Source organism: Staphylococcus sp. Mo2-1, from assembly GCF_046721385.1.
Classification (GTDB): domain Bacteria; phylum Bacillota; class Bacilli; order Staphylococcales; family Staphylococcaceae; genus Staphylococcus; species Staphylococcus equorum_A.
In genome coordinates this window covers 365,138-384,599 of record NZ_JBEUUK010000001.1, presented here as the reverse complement: position 1 = coordinate 384,599, position 19,462 = coordinate 365,138, and the positions used below count along the sequence as shown (strand labels likewise).

Here is a 19,462-nt window from a genome sequence, read left to right as displayed (position 1 = left end):
AATTTCATTATACATCAAACTACTTAATTAATTAAATAATATTAATTATGGTTATATAATAGTTCAAAATACGACCGCTCAATTGTCAAAATTTCACTATATTCATTTGGCATAATTTCATTACTTAACTCTATTAATTCAGTCAAAATATAGTCCATCAATTTAGCTTTTATTTTAGAATCATCAAAGTGTGCTTTCACTTGCTCAATCATTGTATTTTCTTCCATAAGTAATAATGCACGACCATATACTTTATCAACTTTGCCCCGTTGAAAAGTCGGCATTAAATAATCAATAACTTTATCCACATTGTCAAATTCATCAAAGGCTACTTGTATATGCGAACTAAGTTTACTCGCTATTTCTTTGATACGTTCATCTTCTTGTTTGTTATCAGTGCATTAGCTTATTTCGTATATAGTCTTTTTGTTTTATAATTTTGGCTTCAGTTTCATCATATTGTCGTTTATTATCAGAGAAATTCTTGGTCTTTAAACTATTAACTGCTTCTTTAGTTTCTTGTAAGTTCACATTCATGTTTTCCAATGTCTAACCACCCCTTTCAGAAAATCATTATTTAAATTGTATAGTATTATCTTTCCTAATTTTAACTTTTGAAACTTTTAATTAATCAAACGTTGTTCATCCATTTAATTGTGACTCAATATATTGTATATCAATATTTACACTATTGCTGTTAAGTATTTAGTGATAAACTGATAATGTTATAATAAAAAATTATATTTACTACATTTAAAATTACAAAAAGCAATTATATTATGTCTTAAATCATTGGCAATTTAACTTTTATATTAAAGGAGGTCTAGTGCTTTGAGTCTACATTTCATGATTATATTCTGGTTATCATTAGTTTTTCTAGTTTGTGGTATCGTGTTACTCATCACTTACAAAAACAAAAAGTCTCAGCAAGCTAAAGAATCATTACTTGGAGCAACATTTATGTTGATCCTTTTAGGTGTCGTCGGTATTTTATGCTCAATTATATTCAGTTAATCAAATTAAGTCCTAATCACAACGCGAATAATCCTTTAAAGATTATTTTATGTCGTGGTCAGGACTTTTTTAATTTCTCATAAAATTGTAAACCTAAATTACATGTACAATTACAAAACTAAATTTTTGAAATAAATCGGATGTAATCGTAATTAATCAGTAAGAAAATGATAAATTGTTAACATAGCAATTCCTAAAATAAAAAAGTATATAAAGCGTTTATACGCTCTCCTTTTCTCATGACGAACCTCTTCACTTGAATGGTTAACATTTTCGTGCAACCTCGTATTTATAAATAAAAATGGCATTGTTCCTAAAAATGCGAATACAAGACTTAATATTATTCCTATCAAAATATTCATAACATCACCTCTATTAAACAATTTCTTCAATATTCTTATTCCCTGTAATTAACATTTTAACTAAATGAGTCACATTTACTTTCAGTTGTGTTTAATACCATTTTCAGCAATATAGTTTATAATGTAAATTAAATAATAACTTTTGAAAAATAAAAATTAGGAGGGTTGATTTTGAAGTTAACATACTTACCTCAATGGGAGGTTATTAATCAAAGTCAGAAACAATTTGTAATACAGGAAGATGCCAATTCTATTTCACTAGTTAGTCCAATCAATGACTATGCAATGGGTATCTTAAGCCAAGTCCATTTTTCTATACAAAATGGTGAAGTGATTAGCACTACTGTAGAAAATAATAGTAAAAATCTAAAAATAGAAATTAATGAAACACAATCACAACTTAAAATCATCGACATTTAATTTTTAGGCCAAGCCCTTTCTACAATGTGTGTGAAATTTTATTTACAATATTGTAGAAAGGGTATTATATAAATAAGACAATTACGCATTAAAAATGTGTTGTGATATTTAAGTCGTTTTAATAAAGACGGGTGAGTGATAATTATGAAATTATTCAAAAATTTACTTTTACTAGTTACTGGGGCACTTATAGTACGAGCGTTATTATTAAGTGTAGACAACTCAACTGACGAAAAGGTCGAAAATAAAGTTAGCATACAAGATAAACAAAAATCTTAATATGTAAATTAACTGTACTCATAATCGCTATTGATTTAGCTTAGCGATTATGAGCTTTTTTATGTTAAAATTTAAACTTTTTACTTTAAAAACATAATAGTATTTTGGGAATAGGACAGAAATCTTTTTTTAGCAAGATTTCGTCGTATGAACCTGGCCCGGCAAAGCTGACTTTAAAATGAAATACAAGAGCTGAAGCGCTTTTTCAATTCAGTCAGCCACTACCAATTTAATAATTGAGGATGAGACATGTATTTTGTCTCATCCTCTGTTTGGAGATTAAAAATTAAAAAAACAACAAAACCCATAAGGCTTTGCTGACCATTTAAAAAACCCCTAATTAAAGGGGCTTTTGACTATAACGGGAGTTATGAATCTTCACATGTCAAAGGACACGTAGAAAACCCATCTCCGTTAAATTCTATCATGCCCTAAGACATGCCTTGGTTATTATATCAAAATAAAAGTTGCCAATACAAACAAAAACTTATTATATCGTCAAATGCGTATATTAAATTTCATAGCGCAAGACACATTAAGTTATAATTAATGTGTATTTATTTTCTAAAAGCGAGGTCATTATGCAACACTTTAAAAGTAAAATTGAACATTATCAAATTTATATATATTTTGTAGCACTTATACTGGGTATGTTAGCTGGTTTAACATCACAAATATTTTCTGTTTTTCTAGAGTCTGTGATCTCAATTTTTATTGGCATTTTAATGTTTAGCATGTTTTCACAAATTCCTTTTTTCAATATTCGCCAAAACCTTTTTAACATGAAATATATAATTGCCTTAATTTTATCTAACTTTATAATCATACCTATCTTTGTTTATGCCTTGATACAACTATTTGATGTTAGTTCTGCTCCAATATTAATTGGACTTTATCTTGTACTGTTAACACCGTGTATTGATTACGTTATCGTCTTCACTGCATTAGGCAAAGGAAATGCGCAGTATATGCTTATTTCTACACCTATATTATTTGTATTACAAATTATTCTACTGCCCCTTTATTTCACTATTTTTTTACATAATGAAATATTATCAATCATTGATATAGGACCATTTATTAATGCTTTTTTCACATTCATCATTATCCCATTAATACTGGCATTATTATTACAACTGCTCAGTAAAAAATCTAGCTCTATAAATCGCGTCTTAAATCTTACTGCATGGTTACCGGAACTCTTCATGTCACTTGTGCTTTTTTCAGTCGTAGGTTCACAAATAAACAAAATCACAAATGATTTAAATATTGTATTAAGTGTTGTACCCATTTATATCTGTTTTATGATTATTGCACCTATAATAGGCTTTTTTTGTGGAAAGTTATTTCGTTTAGATATTCCAAATATAAGAACATTAGCTTTCAGTTCTAGTACAAGAAACGCATTGGTGGTGTTACCCCTCGCTCTTTCCTTACCAGATCATTGGGTAACCATCACTACAACGGTCATTATTACTCAAACATTAACCGAACTCATCGGTGAACTTGTTTACATTAAAGTTCTTCCAAAGATTATAAAATAAACAGCTAAAATTGAAAATTTGTATCTCAAATCCCCTCATTTATATATTGAGCAATTCATTTTTTTGGTATAATTATTAATAATATTCTCAAATTAATCATATATATTCGTTTGTTCGGATTGTCTGTATGGTAAACTATCTAACAAAGAGGAGCTTGATGTTATGAAAAAAATTGCATTAGTCTTATTAGGTGTTGTTTCATTTGCACTATTAGTAAAATCTATATTAAGTACATCTACTGATTACGGAACAGATGAATATATTGTTGAAGAAGATAGAACAAACGATCAATTTTAATCATTGTTTAACACTGCAATTCTATCAAATCATTTTAGAAATAGATAAAGCTAGGCTGAGTTCATATACACATTGCTCAGTCTTTTTAAAATCCAATTATTTCCTATTTAATCGAAAATGCTTTAATATAACCATTAGGTAACATTTTACACTAGAAAGTTTTTGGTTTCCCCTTTCTTGCACTTTCGTATTTCTATTTGATGAGGTGATAAGATGCAAATTTTAAGAAAAGTATATGAAAATAAGGCACCTATTTATCATATAAAGACAAATTTAGGTCTATTAATTAAAGTCAAAACTGATGACACATCGAATAAAACGGAAATAACTCACTTATTAACTGCCGTTGCTAAAGATATGGATGAGAAATTAAAAAATAATATTGAATAATGGGTAAGCTATACACCACTCGTATTTATTCAAATAAAATACAGTCCAATAAATTGAATTTAATTCAACTTATTGGACTGTATCTTTATATATATTAATTCATAACAACTATAATAAAACCTACAAATAATATAAGCATAGATAATCTAGGTTTTTGCTTTCCTACTAATCCACTAAGTAAGACTAATGATAGCCCTACAATCAGTAATTGACCATTAAAAGTTGTAATACCCATGGCATCACCAACCATCATAATCACACCATAAACAATTATCAATGCTATAAATATGCTACAAACCAATGATAGTATATTGAGTAACTTCATCTTTTACATCCTTTTAATTTAAATGATACTATTAATATAACTTATCGCCATTATAAAAGAAATGGGAGTGGGACAGAAATCTAATTTTTCTAATAAAATTTCGTCGTCCCACCCCGGCACAGCTACTGTAAAATGGAATACAAGCGCTTCAGCGCTTGCATAAGAACTACTTGTCTTCATAAATGAAGTAGTAGTTCTTTAAAAGCTTGATATAAGCGCATTTTCAATTCAGTCAGCCACTGCCAATATAAAAAACTGAGGCTAAGACATGTGATATGTCCCAGCCTCGAAATCTCGAATCGAAAATATATTCCACACTAAAGTTTGGAGGACTTCTTGTGCTTAGTTATATTTACCCGCTTTTATATAATAAAAACCTAAATAACTAAATTTTGTAAATCGTTCTCAAATTATTTATTTAAACTTATAATTGATTTATCAATAAAGAATATAGCGATATATGTAAATATTAATAAATTTAAATAAAATTAATCATACTGTTGGAAATGAATCCAACAAAAAGTTATCCTATAGTTAAAGCATTAATAACTAGCAATTTATTTTATAAAAATAATTGCAAGTTATGATAACAACTCAATTCTTTATTTTTAACCATTATGTGTTACTAATTACATAGAATTGTTTCAGATAAAAAAGGGTGATGAAATGGAAGTACTACGTAAAGTTTATAAAGATGACGAGCCTATTTACCATGTCAAAACAGATAAAGGTTCTGTTATTAGAATTAAAGGTTCTGATGATTTAACGGACTCTGAAACTGAAGAATTATTAATGTTAGTTTCTCAAGATATTGATAAAATGAAAAAACAATAAATCAGGAGCTTAACAATATACATTTAATTTAGTGTGTATCGACTATAGACGTTCTCATAAACATTAAGGGGCTATCACATTTGTTTGAAAAGAACGGTTTTCTAAATGATTTTATTGTAAAGACGATGAGTTCAAATAGAACTAAATTACATCTGGGTAAAATCCTAGTTAAATTAAAAAAGTAGTTTCCATTTTGGAAGCTACTTTTTTTAAAATCTATCTAATCAGGTTTGTCTTAATTTAAAACGGTTCCAATGCACTTCGTTTATTAAACCTACTTATTATCTTGCTATCATTTCGAATGTAATATGAGGAATATTGTCTTCTAAATAAATATCAGAAACACCTTTAAAACCAAATGATTCATAAAATGATTTTAAATAGGCTTGTCCGGAAATGCTGATTAATGATCCATTATATTTTTCATTTATAATATCTATTGTTTTCTGCACAATATTACGTCCGTAGCCTCGCATTCTATAGTTTTGTGCCACTAGCACCCTTCCGAAGCTAATATGCGACTGGCGATCTACAATACGTGTGTATGCGGCAATGTGGTTTTCGTCCTTCAACATGATATGTAACGCTTCTTCATCGTCTTTATCTATTTCTTGGTATGCACATTTTTGCTCTACTACGAATACTTTTATTCTTTCTTCTAAAATATGTAATAGTTCAATATTTGATAGATCTTTTGTCCGTTTAACTACTAATTCCATAAAACACCTCCTATAATTCTTAGAAAATAAACTAAATTCATATTAACGATAATAGTTCAGTAGTTGGTTACAGTCTGTTCCTACGTATATTATTGTTCTATAAGCTGAATTAAGTTACCACAAGTATCATTTATAATCGCAAGTTTAGTGCCATCAACTTCCTTAGGCTCAGTATGAAATTCGACACCTAAATTAACTAAACGCTCATGTGATGCTTCCATATTTTCAACCCCAAACATAGTTACGGGTATACTAGCACTATATAAACCTTCTTGATAATTTTTAGCAATCTCACTCACATTAGGTTCTAACACTATTTCAACTGGATTATTAGAGTTATTTTCTTTTACGGTCAACCATTTAAATTCTCCACCCATTTCAATATCGTGTTTCAGTTCAAACCCTAATTTTTCTGTGTAAAATTGTTTTGCTTTATCTTGATTATCAACAAAAATACTCATAGCAATAATTTTCATATGAATCCACCTTATCTCTCTTTTTCGAATTTTATATTATTAATACATTTTAATGCTTCTCTTATTTAGCAAGCTAATTTGCATAATACCAGTATATGATAACGCCTTTATAAGTTCACTAATTTGAAAATAAGTAGTGTGTATACTACAATTATATACGGATTTTATTACAACTCGTTTGGGAGTGATTAATTGTGAAAGTACTAAATGAATTACGCGAAAAATATAATTTAAGTATCTCCAAATTAGTTATCAATTTAAATAATAACTATGACAAAGATTTTAGAATTTGCCAGATTTGGGATTGGGAAAATGGATACCGTAGTGTTTCAGAGAACGATGTTGCTATTCTCGCAGATTATTTTAATGTTTCTAAACAAACATTTAATGCATAATAATACTACGATATTAAACTAAGTACGCATTAAGGGACTGAAATTCATATAGTTGACTTAGTTATAATAAAGTGGAAAACGATAATCGTTTTCCACTTTATTTTTTAAATACAATCGTAATAAAATAATCTACGCCTTCTATACTATTCGTAACAGATGGTGTAACGCTCACAAGCTCCCAGTGTTGCTTATCATTAACTTCTTGTAGGAATTCGTTTACACGTTCATCGAAAGCTTCAAAACCCTCTTCATATTGCATGTGTAATGTTTTTATCATCATAAATAAATTTCCTCCATAATCATGACTTCTACCATCTATTGTAAAATGTTCAATAGTTCAAAACAAACATTTCATAATAGTTAATAAAGCATGAAACACTAATATCGATGTATACTTAAAATTCTAAAACTATTTTAGTTCATAATTTAGCCAATCTACAATTTCATTAAATATACTTTTGTTATAAGAAGATTCGTTAAATATTTCGTGTTGTAACCCGTCATAAATATGAATAGATTTATGCTCAGAGCCTATTTCATCATATAATTGAATTGAGTCCTTATAGCTAACTAAACCGTCTTCTTTACCATGTAAGATTAATATATTATCCTTGAACTGCTTTGCGTTATTTTTTAAATACTCAACACCATCAAGTATTGTATAAACGAGCCCCATGGATATTTTTTCAGCAATTAAATCATCTAATTTATACTTTTCAACAACTGTTTGGTCAGAACATAATCCATCACCTAATGCATTTTCTATATATTCATGTGGAGACATACTTCTATCTGGCTCACCAAATAATTTAATATTATAACGTGTTAACGCTCCCGAAGTGATTATCCCATCTACTGCATTTGGATATTGTGTGCCAAATAATGTCACTGTATATCCTCCCATACTATGGCCAACCAAATATAATTTGCCCTCAAAATTTGATTTCACGTAATTAATAACTGTTGATAGATCCTCCACTATTTCATTCATATTATTATAATACGTTTGAGGACCTTCCGAGCGTCCATGCCCACGTTGATCATATCGGATGACATTGAATCTATTTGAATTTAAATGCATTGTTAATTCATCATAGCGATCTAAATGTTCTCCTAAGCCATGTACTACAATAATATTTGCTTGTGCGTTTTCAACATCATTAATCTTAGTATAAATTCGGGTATTGTCTTGAGAATTTAAATATTTTATATAATTCATAAAATCCACCTTTTCATTTAAATTATTTCGCCTCAACAATTTTATTCTAACGGCTCTCTAAATCAAAATGACTATTTGGTTATTCACTTCCGTATGAGCATTAATATATTATATCTATACCCCTAATTTTCTAATATATTTTATATTAATAAAGATAAATATATTTAAATTTCAACCATGGTATCTCATCTTTCATGATATATAAAAGTATATGAATAAAAAATGCCAACAAAGTCAGAAACTTTGTTGACACTTTGAATTAAAATCTTATTTACAGAGACCATTTGAATACTCTGGGTTATCTTTATTTAGCAACCAATTGCCAGTATTTAAATAGGCGGCATAACTAGACCAAATAACATAAGGGAAAAGCAAGATACCTGAAATAGGTTTGTTTTTAAAAAATACAACAACGTTAGTCGTTACTGCTATTAATAAAATAAAACTCTCAATCAAGGCGATGCCCCTTACTTTCTTTTTAAAATACAGTAATGACCACAGAAAATTCAAACTAAGCTGAGTATAATGCGTAACAGTTGTCGCTTTGGTATTTGTTCCGTTACCTTTAACCAAATTATAAGCTACGCCCATACATAAATATAATATTGGCCAAACAATAGGAAACGCATATCGTGGTGGAGAATACGGTGGTTTTTCAAATTTACCATAATCTTTTGGCGCTTCTTTTGCAGTAATTTTACCTATAATATTGCCGCCCACAAAAGGTAATAATGTTCTCGTTAATATTTTTATCATTTCCATTATTATTTCTCCTATTTCAAATTTTTTATAATTGAAGATTGCTTTATATAATCAACGTTGTAAAAATCAGCCATACTTTTGAGAAATTCTAAAAGATAAGTTTCATCTATATTATGTTGTTGAAATTGATATTTCAAAGCTTTCTGGAATTCATTTTCTGATGAACTACGTATTTTTTTAAAATACCCCCACATATGATCATAAGCATTGATGATAGAACCTTCAGTTGGCTTTAGTGTTAAAGCATATGAAATCAAAGATGCTATATCTCCATATGTCGGATTTTCTTTCATTATTTCTCTAATATTATTGTAACTATTTTGATCGTGCCACAACACTTCATATTTATATCGACGCCATAACTGTTCAATTTTATAACGTTGTGCCATGTTTATCTGTCCCTTTTTTAATACCACATCTTGCCGGTATTTTATCTTCTTTCCATTTATTGAATAATAATATTTGATATAACTCAAATGCATCTTCTCCGTATACTTTACGATCACCAAAAACATAAAATGGAGGTAGCATTTCATGTGAAAAATATTTTTGATATTCTTCTTTATAAACAATTTCACTCAAACGCTCTATATCATTATTAAAATCAACAGAACGTTTTCCTCCACGGCGAATATGCTCTTCGTTCATACTTTCTAAAAGCTTAAAAGTATCTATAATGTATGGTTCTCCATTGTTATAAACATGAGCAACGATGGGATGATTAATATAATTGCTGTTTACATCAACAAGGTTTAACTTTGCTAAACATACTCTAATAATTTGATATAATTCTAATACTTGCTTTGATAGCCTTCTATTATCTAAAAAACGTGCACTTTTCTTATGGTCTGAGCTTATTCTGAAAATTTGCATATGCATCTTCCCTTACTTTTACAGATTATGAACTCTCTAACAAAGTCATTTTTTAAATCCCTACATACAGTATTCACTTTTAAATATTTATATGCAAACGAGAGCTATTTTCCCCAATTTAAATTACCTCTAAAATGAATTAAGCTTGAGTAAATAAAATGCTAAATTAAATGCTTTGTATATTTTTCTTAAATAATCGCTCTAAATTCGTCTAATATCAACCTTTGTCCAACTTTTAATTCACAGTTAATGATATGCTTATACAGGAGGCTGATATTAATGTCAAAATATATATTGTCGTATAATTTGAATTCTATTTCGTATGGTTATGAAAAATTACCTGCTAAATTAAATGCCTTAGGTAATGCTTTGTATATTTATAGAGGATTATGGCTTTTAAAAAGTGATCTAGATAGAAATGAAATATACGAAAGTATTAAAAATTCCTTTAATTCAAACGATGATTTTTTAATATTTAAATTCGAAGAAAGTCCATTAGGTATGTTGAGCGAACAAAAATACGATGAAATCTTACAAATACTTAATGACTAAACACATCCCAAATTACTGATGTGTTTTTTATTTACATAAATTTCATGTAATAATTATTGCTAGTAAATCATATTAATACGATTTTAAAGTGCATGCTTGCCTGGGATATGGCTCGAGCCTGTAGTCTTTCGCTCATATTATTCCCCTAGGCGTCAGCACTTTATAAAATCGCTACTATCCCAGTTATATACACAAAATAAGTAAATCCTATAAATATTAATTTATAGGATTTACTTATTATTATTCATTAATTATAAAATATCTTCATCTAAATATTTATTAACATCACTTATTTAATCGTATTACCACCATCTAATACAATGGTTTCTCCGGTCATAAAATTGGTCGCGTCACTTGCTAAAAATAAAGCGATTGTCGCTACTTCCTCAGGTTCACCAAATCTTCCTAAAGGGATACCGACTAAAGCGTCTTCTCTTGCCTTGCCTACCCATGCTTTATCAGACAATTCTGTTGCAACAATTGTTGGCGCAATAGCGTTAACGTTAATATTAAATTTTGCCCACTCAAATGCCAAGCTCTTAGTTAAATTAACAATTCCAGCTTTTGTTACTCCATAAGCAGTATGTTTATCTAATGCTATTAAAGCATTTTGGCTTGCCATATTAATAATTTTTCCACCTTCACCTTGTTCAATAAATACATTTCCAACTTTTTGAGCCATTTTGAATGAGGCAGTTAAATTTAAATCAATTTGTTTTTGCCAAATCTCGCTAGACATTGTTTCCGCTTTATCTAAAAGCGCAACACCTGCAGAATTTACCAATATATCAATACGGCCAAAAGTCTGCTTTGTTAAATCAATCGCATTATCTATATCTTGTTCATTTGTTATATCACATTGAATACCTAGAATGTGATCACCTTTCAATTCATTTACACTATCTTTTATATCTAATACTGCAACTTTAGCCCCTTTTTGTATGTAAAAATCGGAAATTGCTTTACCTATACCACTGTTACCCCCAGTAATAATAGCTACTTTATCTGTAATATTAAAATCTTTATCAAATCCTTTATAATTTTGCATAATATCCGCTCCTTTTACTATATATTAAGTATACTAGTTAAATTAAGCGCTTACAAAATAATCCTCTTATACTTTTCTAAATATTTATTATAATTTATTGTTATTAATTCTTTTAACTTTTAATTTTAAACGCAAAAAAACACCCACCCCGTAGGGTGAGTGTTAAAGATAATTTAATATTTTAAATTATGCTTTGTTAACGTTAGCGAAGCTTGTTTACCACGGTCGCCATCAACGATGTCGAATTCAACTGTTTCGCCTTCTTCTAATGATTTGTAACCTTCAGAATTGATAGCTGAGAAATGTACGAATACGTCGTCGTTATTTTCTACTTCGATGAAACCGAAACCTTTATCTGCATTGAACCATTTTACTGTACCTTTATTCATATGAAAACCTCCGTGTGCTTTAGCACATATATTTGTAACTTGTTATTAAAAAATCCAAAGGAGTAAAATTCAATGAATAAGACTACTTTTAAAATTTCCGAATTAAAAATTACTTGAGTACAAATATACTATGGATATAACGCTTTGTCAACATCTTCTATAAAAGTTTGTATTTCTACATTTTAATTAAACTATCAGGTTTTTGTAAATATAAAATTAAATTAGCTTTTATTACCTTTTTTACAACAAAATAACTTTATATGTAGTACAATTAGATATAATTAGTTATACATCGTTCAAAACAATTAAAAAGTCACAAAAAATTACGAACGCCTTCATTGTATAATAAATATAAATTCAATTTCCGAGGAGAAATTTATGCAAATTATTAATTATAATATCAATCTTGACCACGTCACTTACACTGTTGAAACTAAAAATGGTCATGTATTCACTCACAGTTTACCGAAAGATACTACTTCAAATAATATATATCGCTATTTAGAAATTTTATCAAGTAACGTAGATGGAGCTAACTCATAAATGGGCATATTAATCACTATTACTTTCATAATTAGTTTAATTCTATTGATCATTAGTTTATTTTCATTTTATGAATTTAATAATGAGCGCAAAGTCATCGACGAAAAAAACTTAGACAATAATCATGAGCTAGGTATTCAAAAGCAATCTAGAAAACTAGTATTTTTTGGTGCTATCTTATTTATTTTATCAGCCGTGTTTTTTGCACTTTCTATAATTTTATTATAAAATATAAATTAACAATAAACATTCCAAGCATTTATTTTAGAACATAAACACACCATTTGTTATAAAAGCATTTGGTTCTTTTTTATGAGCAATTTCTTTATAATGCGACGTTAATAGCGAATATTCCAATTTTGAAAGGACACATCATGATCAATAAAACCTTGAATTTCACTGGTTTAATTTTCATTATTTTACTTTTTTTATATACTTCTATTAATTACAATAGTTTGCCGGAGAGAGTACCTGTGCACTTTGATTTATATAGTAACCCAGATGCGTGGGGATACAAAAAAGAAATATTCATTCTTCCAATAATAATTTTAGCTTTATGGGTTTTCATGTATCTCTTATTTAAGTATTACGTAAAATTCGAAAATTTTAGATCCAGTTTTGAGAATAAAACAATATCCAAAGACGCTATAAATTTCAATAGAAGATTCATTACTATACTAAATTTCGAGTTATCCACGCTTCTATCTTTCATGGGTATTAAAGACGTATATAACGCTACTGGCGGAAATATTGATATAGGTATATTTCAATTTGTCATCATTTTAGTAGTCATTTTTTCTACAATTATTTTGTACCTCTACATGTGCTATAAACACAAATATTTCTAAAGTTTACTACTTATAGTAGAACACCACTTAAAAGAGTCATTCCTCGCCCTTTAAGTGGTGTTTATATTATTATATAAAATCTTTCTGAAATGCTATGAGGCATTGTTTTACAAAAATACAGTCTTTATCTTTAAAATAGATGGTCGCTTCATATTGGATAGGCAAATTATTTTTTAACGTTTTAACATTTTCTTTCATTAAATTTGTCTTGCCTCCATTAATCCTAATATCATCATTCAAACAATCTGGTGCTGTGAGGACACTTCGACCTATATCCCACGCACTAAGTAAATTATAGAATGATTCTGTATCTAAACTTTCTAGAAAATTTAGCCCTTCACTTTTCGTTTCAGGGTTTTTAATAAACAGTGCAATTATTTTATCTACGCTGTTTCTTCGTTTATCACCATTACTTGTTGCGGAAGCTTTCGAGAGTATTACTTTATAGGCGTTTATGACATTATTTAAATCCATAGCTATCAAACCTCTCTACATATCTCATTTAAATTAACTTTACTATATCCATATAGCAAATACAAAAGTATCCATTCACTATTTTTATAAAGTATAAATTTCTGCGCATACTTTTAAAAAAACGCTTAATCCCTAAAATGATATATCAATTTCTCCTACATAAACTGCATTGCCAGTTATTTCGATTTCGTTATTTTCTGCAACATTCACTATCATTTGGCCATCCTTCTTCATTTCTTGTCCTTGCTCTACAATAAGTTTCATAGAAGTATGATCCTCTTTTTTTATATACTTGGCAAAATACGCCCCCATGACACCTGAAGCAGTGCCAGTCACCGGATCTTCTATTGTTCCTGAAAAAGTTGAAGAAAAATGGCGGCCATGCATATCCGCTTCTTCATGATAACTTTCAAGGCAAAATGGATGTATAGATGCGTTTGGTATTTCATTTAAAATTGAAGAAAATACCTTATTATTTGGTTCCATTTTATTAAAAATATCAAGTGACTTTATAGGTATTAAAAGTGTCCATGCCCCAGTGCTACCGTACATTATGGGTAGCTCATCATCAAAATCCACTTCTTCAATGCCTATTGCCTTTGCTAAATCATATCGGGATCCTTCAAATTTTTCAAATTGTGGTAATGCTTGTTTCATTGTTATAAGTATTTCATTTTGCTCATTCGTTGTAATACGTATCGATAAGACCCCTACATTTGTTTCAATAGTTAGTTCTGTTTTATTTTCTAACCATCCGTTTGTCTTTAACGCATAAATTGTTGCCATTGTTGCGTGTCCACAAAGCTCCATCTCTTGTTTTGGTGAAAAATAGCGTATTCTAAAGTCTGCTTTATCAGATGCTATTGGAAAAGCTGTTTCATTAAAGCCTACTTTAAAAGCAACGTCTTGCATCTCCGTTTCTGTTAAGGTGTCTCCATTTATAACAACACCAACAGGATTACCTTTATTGGGCTTTTTACTAAAAGCATCATAGTGATACACTTTTATCGATTTCATCTATAATCCTCCACTTTTTCTATAACTTAATAGTTTTTATAAGCGTATCATGTATCCAAAAAACTGAAAATCAGAAAATGAAAAAACACTAGGTATTTATGGCTACCTAGCGTTTAACTTTATATCTATATTAATATTGCTTAAAGCAATGTATTTTAAATCATTTTTAGATATTAATAGCATTAACCACATTAAAAGAATGGAATTGTTTTACTCGCTTTCATAATATCTTTTGTAAAAAAGAATTGCCTACCTTCTCCAGTATATGCGGGGTTCAGTATCATGTTCGCTTTAGCGCTATATAACCATTCAGGATTAATGCCAGAATTTAGTATTTCTTGGAATTCTTGAAAATCTTTTTTCCAATTTAAATTTGGCTCCATATTTATCACCTCAAAGATATAATAGAACACTTGTTCTTGTTTGTAAACAAAAAAGAAGCCACTGTTACAACAGTTAACTTCTCCCTTATCACACTTAGATCCCAAGAACATAAATAGAGTATCAAGTTCAAACGTAGATACATGAAACCAAGTAAAATTTGTTTGATTCACTGGATTACGCTCTATTTATGTTCTTATCAATCTATTTAGTCTCCCTATTATGTCTTTTTTCATACAAGAAAGAAATGAAACTTCCAAAAAAACCTAATAGTGACATAATCACACTACCAAGCAGTTGATCTTTCCCTGTGCCTATAAGCATTAATAAGAAGATTAAAATCCCAATCAAGATGCTCATCCCAAGAGCCTTAACATATACCAACATTTAGAATACCTCACTAAATCCCCAAAATACCATACTAAACCATTCTATTATTTATATTTAGTATCGTAAACCACCTTTTTACACTTTTTAGATATAAAAATAAGGCTAACGCAACGTCGCGCCCGCCTTAAATTATAATCTGTTAACTTTTTATTAATTAAATAAGCATGAGTAATTGATTAAGTGCTATATGCATCGTCAATCCTTATAGAAGTAATCTTGTCTACATTTACATAACTATCACAATCTTTTAGATAAAAGTAATTATGCTTATGAATGCCTTTTTCAAATCTTTTAAGTGCTAATGCCTTATCAATTTTCCATATATTCTCTACATACTCACGGTAAACATTGCCATCGCTACATTCTATTATGAATACATATACTTCACTCATGTGTGGTCACCCTAATTAATATTTTATGATTCTCATACGTTAACTCTATTATCCACCTAATCAGTTATGGTTGCAACACAATGTGCAGCTATTTATTTATCAAGACCCTCTTTTCCACAATTTTGATTTACCATTCCAATAGTAAACAAACATATAAGTCATGAAGTAATTTATTGAGCATAATGAGGTCTTATAAACCACATTTCAGTTTCATAATCATGTACTACTCTGTGAGCTACTTCTGTTTTTTCAGCGCCACCGCCGTCCCAATTTTGATCTAATGATTCAAATTTATCACTAGCGCCATTATAATTACCTTCCGTAACGATTGCTGTGTGACCTGCACCACTGCCAAATTCATCATTGAATACAACGATATCTCCAGCTTGTGCTTGGAAGCCCTCATGATTTTTATATACCGTGGCTTCACCCTCAAAGTTATTTTTAGTTGGAATTTCTTTTGCATAGTCACCTTCTAATCCATGACCATACAAATAATCCCATTGCTCATTCACTAAATCAAAACATTGCCGACCATATTCATCATCATAATCCCATCCCTTACCTTCTAACGTGTTCATATGACTTATAGCTTCCTCTTGAGTTGCAGTCGTCGCAAGCAGAAGCAGTGTTCAAATGTGTAAGTCCTAATATGCTTAAAACACCTATAATAAAAAATGTAAAAATTTGTATGTAACGTTTAATTATAAATCGTCCCTTCTAAGTGTTATTTTACTGAATAAACTATACAAGCAATATTGTCATTAACTTGTAAGCTAAAGTGTAAAATAATTCAATCTTAGAATAATATATCATATGGTTTTTAATTGCCGATTACACTAATATTAATTCCATTTTAATTTTTTTGGTTAATCTGTAATATTCAAATTAATTTCATTATGAAGTTATCTCGATAGTCAAAAAAAGACCCCTTAATTTAGGCGTCTCAGAGTGTCCGACTTTGTCAGCGTTTTTTGTGTATGCTTTTAGCAATTACAAAAACTGCCTGTAGTCTGCGGCTAATACTTCATCAACTCGTTAGGTATCAGACTAAACCACTGCAATTTCTGTAATAATTTAAAAACAATCCATAGCAATTTTAGATTTAAATGCCGTTCTGTTCCACATTCATTCTAAATTGTTCAATTTCTTTAATACTGGTTAAAACAAATACGTTTTTATCGTTTTTATTTTCCTTAATTTTTTGTAATAAATATGGTTTTCTGTGCTTAGGAAAATTCCAAATATATTTTAAAAAAGTGAGATTGATTCTTTCTTTGCAATCTTTGCCCATATCAATTCTAGTCTTACCAATATTTTTAAACAATCTCTTAAAAACTCTATAAAAACAAATTTTTCTTGGCAAATCTAAAAGTATCACAGTATTTGCGGCATTTAATCTTTCATCTAAGATACCAGTATAACTTCCGTCAATAATCCATTTCTTTTTTTGCAATAATGTTTTTTGAATTACTTTTTGTTCATTAGAACTTGTCATAACCCAATTAGGTTTCCAAAATAATACGTCTAAATGATAAACAGGTATATCTAAAGCACGACCTAGTTGTCTTGATAACGTTGATTTTCCAGAACCCGAAGACCCGATAACCATTATTTTCTCCATATATTTACCACCTATCTATTTAAATGAGTTTCATTCACCATACAATAATTTAATTGCTTTCATTCCTACGCGTTACTCATATTCATTACAGTATGAGTCATGTGGTTTATTGATTAAATCATATGTAAAACGCTCAACTATTTAAATTTAACATTACCACTGATACATAAGTAGTGAAATACAAAAATGAAATTCAACAAATATTATCACTTAAAAAATATTTTAATTATCACAAACTCTTTTATATATAGTACAATCAAGTTAATTAATTATTTTTTGGGGGTCAATAAATGAAAAAAGTCTTATTTTTATTGTTATCAAGCTTTCTAATATTAGCCGCATGTGATAATGAACAGGAAAGTAAACTAGATGATAAAAAAGAAACAAAATCATCAGATAAAGAAAGTAAGAAAGATAAGCAGCCAAATGAAGTAAAGAAATCAGGTGATAAATCTAATGAAGTAGCAACACAAGATACAAGTACTGAGCAACCTACACAATCACAAGAGCAAGTAAAAAAGCAAGAACAGCAAAATACGCAGCAACCTGTGCAATCACAAGAAAAACTTAATACACAAGAACAGCAAAACAATAATTCCCCTGTTCTGTCACAAGAAACAAATAATAATAGAAATCAACCAAATGTACCAGTTGGTGATGCTATGTTTGGAGAATACAAAAATGATGGTACATATTGTACTGTTGGTGGGTGCTTAACTCCACAACAACAAAAAGAACAAGAAGAAGCAAATTATGAAGAAATGGAAAATCAAGGTTATTCTCGAGAAGAATATGACGCTATTCAAAGTAAAGGGGCACAGTTACAACAACAAAAGAATAATGGAGGAATATCTACTGAAGAATTTACAGACCAATATCTCGAGCTATACGATTAAATCTATTTCAAAATATCAAACTGAGTAATTGAATTTCCAACAATTTATAAAAAACAAAATTATAGAAGGAGCAATATATAATGCAAAAAAATAATAATGAACTAACTAACGATGAGTTGTTGGCAAGACAACAACAACAATTTGAAGAGTACAAAGAAAATCAGAAAAAAGGCAAGAAAAAGAAATGGTTCTGGGGATGTGGTGGTTGCTTAGTTTTGCTTATTTTAGTAGTACTTGGTGTCACTGCTTGTACAGCTAGTTTTTCTGGCTCTATAGATAATGGAACTAATAGCACAGAAGAATCTAATAACAATAAAGATAGCAATGCAACACGTCAACAAAAATCAGCTTTAAACAAAGCTAAAACATACTCTGATAGTATGAACATGTCTAAAGCTGGTATATATGATCAACTAACTTCAGAAGCAGGCGAACAATTCCCAGAAGAAGATGCTCAATATGCTATTGATAATTTAGAGGCTAACTATAAGGAAAACGCTTTACAGAAAGCCAAAGATTACGCTGACCAACAAAGTATGTCTAATGATGCAATCTTTGATCAACTTACATCTTCTTATGGTGAAAAATTCACTGAGGAAGAAGCACAATATGCTATTGATAATTTAGAAGAATAATATATTTTTATTTATACCAATATAAAAAAAGGGCTTCGCCATTGTGGTTAAGCCCTTTTGATATGAAGTTAAGAAATTATATATAAATAGCGTCATTAAACCTATTAATTCTCACTAACTGAATAAATTTTGAACACTTAAAACACATATTAATTTCGTTAACTAAATTTTTTTATTCAACCAATCTCTCAGAAACTATATTTCGCCTCAACTTAATAAAACACAGTTATACGTTAAATTAACAAAAGAATTAATCACTGAAAATAATAAATAGAAAGATTTATGTTATTAGAAAATTAACTAAAGAATTGTTTTCACTGGTATACTTAATGTTGATAGCACTATCAACTGACAAATAATATTC

General features: G+C 29.3%; 30 protein-coding genes. 12 read left to right on the top strand and 18 right to left on the bottom strand.

Annotated features, from left to right (window positions below):
• Nucleotides 1-41 precede the first annotated feature (41 nt).
• The gene (locus ABLV95_RS01935; protein WP_460872476.1) at nt 42-308 is read right to left on the bottom strand and encodes a hypothetical protein; all 267 of its coding nucleotides are present in this window, start codon (nt 306-308) and stop codon (nt 42-44) included.
• 85 nt (nt 309-393) lie between these two features.
• Entirely contained in the window at nt 394-546 is a 153-nt protein-coding gene (locus ABLV95_RS01930; protein WP_460872475.1) for a hypothetical protein, read from the bottom strand.
• Nucleotides 547-831: 285 nt separating this feature from the next.
• Here ABLV95_RS01930 and tsaT point away from each other — a divergent pair, with 285 nt between their 5' ends.
• The 6 genes from tsaT (at nt 832) to vraX (ABLV95_RS01900) (ending at nt 4,306) form a co-directional block, all read left to right on the top strand.
• Nucleotides 832-1,014, top strand: a complete 183-nt coding sequence (gene tsaT, locus ABLV95_RS01925; protein ID WP_460876247.1) for a type II toxin-antitoxin system toxin TsaT — start codon at nt 832-834, stop codon at nt 1,012-1,014.
• Between the two features lie 533 nt (nt 1,015-1,547).
• Nucleotides 1,548-1,796, top strand: a complete 249-nt coding sequence (locus ABLV95_RS01920) for a hypothetical protein (protein ID WP_057512786.1) — start codon at nt 1,548-1,550, stop codon at nt 1,794-1,796.
• Nucleotides 1,797-1,940: 144 nt separating this feature from the next.
• Nucleotides 1,941-2,075, top strand: coding sequence for a hypothetical protein (locus tag ABLV95_RS01915; RefSeq protein WP_256092404.1), 135 nt, complete (start codon nt 1,941-1,943; stop codon nt 2,073-2,075).
• 581 nt (nt 2,076-2,656) lie between these two features.
• Nucleotides 2,657-3,619, top strand: a complete 963-nt coding sequence (locus tag ABLV95_RS01910; protein ID WP_069832999.1) for an arsenic resistance protein — start codon at nt 2,657-2,659, stop codon at nt 3,617-3,619.
• Between the two features lie 162 nt (nt 3,620-3,781).
• On the top strand, nt 3,782-3,916 hold the full coding sequence (locus ABLV95_RS01905; RefSeq protein ID WP_256092403.1) for a hypothetical protein: 135 nt from the start codon (nt 3,782-3,784) through the stop codon (nt 3,914-3,916).
• Between the two features lie 213 nt (nt 3,917-4,129).
• Entirely contained in the window at nt 4,130-4,306 is a 177-nt protein-coding gene (gene vraX / locus ABLV95_RS01900; protein WP_176721528.1) for a C1q-binding complement inhibitor VraX, read from the top strand.
• 94 nt (nt 4,307-4,400) lie between these two features.
• On the opposite strand, the gene ABLV95_RS01895 is transcribed toward vraX (ABLV95_RS01900), so the two are convergent.
• Entirely contained in the window at nt 4,401-4,631 is a 231-nt protein-coding gene (locus ABLV95_RS01895) for a hypothetical protein (RefSeq protein ID WP_021339902.1), read from the bottom strand.
• 666 nt (nt 4,632-5,297) lie between these two features.
• On the opposite strand from ABLV95_RS01895, the gene vraX (ABLV95_RS01890) reads away from it, so the two are divergent.
• On the top strand, nt 5,298-5,465 hold the full coding sequence (gene vraX / locus ABLV95_RS01890; protein WP_002508212.1) for a C1q-binding complement inhibitor VraX: 168 nt from the start codon (nt 5,298-5,300) through the stop codon (nt 5,463-5,465).
• 281 nt (nt 5,466-5,746) lie between these two features.
• On the opposite strand, the gene ABLV95_RS01885 is transcribed toward vraX (ABLV95_RS01890), so the two are convergent.
• A complete protein-coding gene (locus ABLV95_RS01885) occupies nt 5,747-6,184 on the bottom strand; it encodes a GNAT family N-acetyltransferase (protein WP_285322806.1) in 438 nt (145 codons plus the stop codon).
• An 89-nt stretch (nt 6,185-6,273) separates the two neighbouring features.
• Nucleotides 6,274-6,660, bottom strand: a complete 387-nt coding sequence (locus tag ABLV95_RS01880; protein ID WP_427705167.1) for a VOC family protein — start codon at nt 6,658-6,660, stop codon at nt 6,274-6,276.
• Nucleotides 6,661-6,854: 194 nt separating this feature from the next.
• On the opposite strand from ABLV95_RS01880, the gene ABLV95_RS01875 reads away from it, so the two are divergent.
• Entirely contained in the window at nt 6,855-7,055 is a 201-nt protein-coding gene (locus ABLV95_RS01875) for a helix-turn-helix domain-containing protein (RefSeq protein ID WP_069833371.1), read from the top strand.
• A gap of 97 nt (nt 7,056-7,152) precedes the next feature.
• On the opposite strand, the gene ABLV95_RS01870 is transcribed toward ABLV95_RS01875, so the two are convergent.
• The 5 genes from ABLV95_RS01870 to ABLV95_RS01850 all read right to left on the bottom strand — a co-directional run bounded on the left by ABLV95_RS01870 (nt 7,153) and on the right by ABLV95_RS01850 (nt 9,909).
• Nucleotides 7,153-7,335: a hypothetical protein gene (locus ABLV95_RS01870; protein ID WP_427705169.1), complete on the bottom strand. Its 183-nt coding sequence runs from the start codon at nt 7,333-7,335 to the stop codon at nt 7,153-7,155.
• 129 nt (nt 7,336-7,464) lie between these two features.
• Nucleotides 7,465-8,274, bottom strand: coding sequence for an alpha/beta hydrolase (locus ABLV95_RS01865; protein ID WP_427705172.1), 810 nt, complete (start codon nt 8,272-8,274; stop codon nt 7,465-7,467).
• Between the two features lie 267 nt (nt 8,275-8,541).
• The gene (locus ABLV95_RS01860) at nt 8,542-9,036 is read right to left on the bottom strand and encodes a TspO/MBR family protein (RefSeq protein WP_460872471.1); all 495 of its coding nucleotides are present in this window, start codon (nt 9,034-9,036) and stop codon (nt 8,542-8,544) included.
• Between the two features lie 11 nt (nt 9,037-9,047).
• Entirely contained in the window at nt 9,048-9,425 is a 378-nt protein-coding gene (locus tag ABLV95_RS01855; protein WP_427705177.1) for a DUF1722 domain-containing protein, read from the bottom strand.
• Nucleotides 9,409-9,909 carry a pyrimidine dimer DNA glycosylase/endonuclease V gene (locus ABLV95_RS01850; protein WP_427705180.1) on the bottom strand — a complete coding sequence of 167 codons (501 nt, stop codon included), beginning with the start codon at nt 9,907-9,909 and terminating at the stop codon, nt 9,409-9,411. The genes ABLV95_RS01855 and ABLV95_RS01850 overlap by 17 nt, the downstream gene beginning before the upstream one ends.
• Before the next feature lie 279 nt (nt 9,910-10,188).
• On the opposite strand from ABLV95_RS01850, the gene ABLV95_RS01845 reads away from it, so the two are divergent.
• Entirely contained in the window at nt 10,189-10,461 is a 273-nt protein-coding gene (locus ABLV95_RS01845) for a hypothetical protein (protein WP_057512797.1), read from the top strand.
• 289 nt (nt 10,462-10,750) lie between these two features.
• Here the strand turns inward: ABLV95_RS01845 and ABLV95_RS01840 are convergent, their stop codons facing one another.
• Nucleotides 10,751-11,509 carry a GolD/DthD family dehydrogenase gene (locus ABLV95_RS01840; RefSeq protein WP_460876244.1) on the bottom strand — a complete coding sequence of 253 codons (759 nt, stop codon included), beginning with the start codon at nt 11,507-11,509 and terminating at the stop codon, nt 10,751-10,753.
• A 173-nt stretch (nt 11,510-11,682) separates the two neighbouring features.
• A complete protein-coding gene (locus tag ABLV95_RS01835) occupies nt 11,683-11,898 on the bottom strand; it encodes a cold-shock protein (RefSeq protein WP_460876242.1) in 216 nt (71 codons plus the stop codon).
• 917 nt (nt 11,899-12,815) lie between these two features.
• Between ABLV95_RS01835 and ABLV95_RS01830 the strand changes: the two genes are divergently transcribed.
• Nucleotides 12,816-13,289 carry a DUF1648 domain-containing protein gene (locus ABLV95_RS01830; protein WP_427705182.1) on the top strand — a complete coding sequence of 158 codons (474 nt, stop codon included), beginning with the start codon at nt 12,816-12,818 and terminating at the stop codon, nt 13,287-13,289.
• Between the two features lie 69 nt (nt 13,290-13,358).
• On the opposite strand, the gene ABLV95_RS01825 is transcribed toward ABLV95_RS01830, so the two are convergent.
• The 6 genes from ABLV95_RS01825 to ABLV95_RS01800 all read right to left on the bottom strand — a co-directional run bounded on the left by ABLV95_RS01825 (nt 13,359) and on the right by ABLV95_RS01800 (nt 17,567).
• Nucleotides 13,359-13,763 (bottom strand): hypothetical protein, encoded by a 405-nt coding sequence (locus ABLV95_RS01825; RefSeq protein ID WP_460872468.1) that lies wholly within the window; start codon nt 13,761-13,763, stop codon nt 13,359-13,361.
• A 132-nt stretch (nt 13,764-13,895) separates the two neighbouring features.
• Nucleotides 13,896-14,780, bottom strand: a complete 885-nt coding sequence (locus ABLV95_RS01820; RefSeq protein ID WP_460876240.1) for a PhzF family phenazine biosynthesis protein — start codon at nt 14,778-14,780, stop codon at nt 13,896-13,898.
• A 191-nt stretch (nt 14,781-14,971) separates the two neighbouring features.
• Entirely contained in the window at nt 14,972-15,163 is a 192-nt protein-coding gene (locus ABLV95_RS01815; RefSeq protein WP_031266130.1) for a hypothetical protein, read from the bottom strand.
• 564 nt (nt 15,164-15,727) lie between these two features.
• Nucleotides 15,728-15,943, bottom strand: coding sequence for a hypothetical protein (locus ABLV95_RS01810; protein ID WP_069833360.1), 216 nt, complete (start codon nt 15,941-15,943; stop codon nt 15,728-15,730).
• Nucleotides 15,944-16,113: 170 nt separating this feature from the next.
• Nucleotides 16,114-16,524, bottom strand: a complete 411-nt coding sequence (locus ABLV95_RS01805) for a CHAP domain-containing protein (protein WP_460876237.1) — start codon at nt 16,522-16,524, stop codon at nt 16,114-16,116.
• Between the two features lie 524 nt (nt 16,525-17,048).
• Nucleotides 17,049-17,567, bottom strand: coding sequence for a DNA topology modulation protein (locus tag ABLV95_RS01800; protein ID WP_427705189.1), 519 nt, complete (start codon nt 17,565-17,567; stop codon nt 17,049-17,051).
• 290 nt (nt 17,568-17,857) lie between these two features.
• On the opposite strand from ABLV95_RS01800, the gene ABLV95_RS01795 reads away from it, so the two are divergent.
• Nucleotides 17,858-18,463 carry a hypothetical protein gene (locus ABLV95_RS01795; RefSeq protein WP_460876235.1) on the top strand — a complete coding sequence of 202 codons (606 nt, stop codon included), beginning with the start codon at nt 17,858-17,860 and terminating at the stop codon, nt 18,461-18,463.
• An 80-nt stretch (nt 18,464-18,543) separates the two neighbouring features.
• Nucleotides 18,544-19,098 (top strand): Ltp family lipoprotein, encoded by a 555-nt coding sequence (locus ABLV95_RS01790; RefSeq protein WP_427705194.1) that lies wholly within the window; start codon nt 18,544-18,546, stop codon nt 19,096-19,098.
• Nucleotides 19,099-19,462 lie beyond the last annotated feature (364 nt).

Coding starts and splice junctions, on each gene's coding strand:
- ABLV95_RS01825 (WP_460872468.1), bottom strand. CDS start 13,763: ATGGATTTAAATAATGTCATAAACGCCTATAAAGTAATACTCTCGAAA.
- vraX (WP_176721528.1), top strand. CDS start 4,130: ATGCAAATTTTAAGAAAAGTATATGAAAATAAGGCACCTATTTATCAT.
- ABLV95_RS01835 (WP_460876242.1), bottom strand. CDS start 11,898: ATGAATAAAGGTACAGTAAAATGGTTCAATGCAGATAAAGGTTTCGGT.
- ABLV95_RS01845 (WP_057512797.1), top strand. CDS start 10,189: ATGTCAAAATATATATTGTCGTATAATTTGAATTCTATTTCGTATGGT.
- ABLV95_RS01905 (WP_256092403.1), top strand. CDS start 3,782: ATGAAAAAAATTGCATTAGTCTTATTAGGTGTTGTTTCATTTGCACTA.
- ABLV95_RS01810 (WP_069833360.1), bottom strand. CDS start 15,943: ATGAGTGAAGTATATGTATTCATAATAGAATGTAGCGATGGCAATGTT.
- ABLV95_RS01820 (WP_460876240.1), bottom strand. CDS start 14,780: ATGAAATCGATAAAAGTGTATCACTATGATGCTTTTAGTAAAAAGCCC.
- ABLV95_RS01795 (WP_460876235.1), top strand. CDS start 17,858: ATGAAAAAAGTCTTATTTTTATTGTTATCAAGCTTTCTAATATTAGCC.
- ABLV95_RS01805 (WP_460876237.1), bottom strand. CDS start 16,524: ATGAACACGTTAGAAGGTAAGGGATGGGATTATGATGATGAATATGGT.
- ABLV95_RS01865 (WP_427705172.1), bottom strand. CDS start 8,274: ATGAATTATATAAAATATTTAAATTCTCAAGACAATACCCGAATTTAT.
- ABLV95_RS01895 (WP_021339902.1), bottom strand. CDS start 4,631: ATGAAGTTACTCAATATACTATCATTGGTTTGTAGCATATTTATAGCA.
- ABLV95_RS01885 (WP_285322806.1), bottom strand. CDS start 6,184: ATGGAATTAGTAGTTAAACGGACAAAAGATCTATCAAATATTGAACTA.
- ABLV95_RS01850 (WP_427705180.1), bottom strand. CDS start 9,909: ATGCAAATTTTCAGAATAAGCTCAGACCATAAGAAAAGTGCACGTTTT.
- ABLV95_RS01815 (WP_031266130.1), bottom strand. CDS start 15,163: ATGGAGCCAAATTTAAATTGGAAAAAAGATTTTCAAGAATTCCAAGAA.
- ABLV95_RS01830 (WP_427705182.1), top strand. CDS start 12,816: ATGATCAATAAAACCTTGAATTTCACTGGTTTAATTTTCATTATTTTA.
- ABLV95_RS01910 (WP_069832999.1), top strand. CDS start 2,657: ATGCAACACTTTAAAAGTAAAATTGAACATTATCAAATTTATATATAT.
- ABLV95_RS01800 (WP_427705189.1), bottom strand. CDS start 17,567: ATGGAGAAAATAATGGTTATCGGGTCTTCGGGTTCTGGAAAATCAACG.
- ABLV95_RS01870 (WP_427705169.1), bottom strand. CDS start 7,335: ATGATGATAAAAACATTACACATGCAATATGAAGAGGGTTTTGAAGCT.
- ABLV95_RS01840 (WP_460876244.1), bottom strand. CDS start 11,509: ATGCAAAATTATAAAGGATTTGATAAAGATTTTAATATTACAGATAAA.
- ABLV95_RS01855 (WP_427705177.1), bottom strand. CDS start 9,425: ATGGCACAACGTTATAAAATTGAACAGTTATGGCGTCGATATAAATAT.
- vraX (WP_002508212.1), top strand. CDS start 5,298: ATGGAAGTACTACGTAAAGTTTATAAAGATGACGAGCCTATTTACCAT.
- ABLV95_RS01860 (WP_460872471.1), bottom strand. CDS start 9,036: ATGGAAATGATAAAAATATTAACGAGAACATTATTACCTTTTGTGGGC.
- ABLV95_RS01790 (WP_427705194.1), top strand. CDS start 18,544: ATGCAAAAAAATAATAATGAACTAACTAACGATGAGTTGTTGGCAAGA.
- ABLV95_RS01915 (WP_256092404.1), top strand. CDS start 1,941: ATGAAATTATTCAAAAATTTACTTTTACTAGTTACTGGGGCACTTATA.
- ABLV95_RS01880 (WP_427705167.1), bottom strand. CDS start 6,660: ATGAAAATTATTGCTATGAGTATTTTTGTTGATAATCAAGATAAAGCA.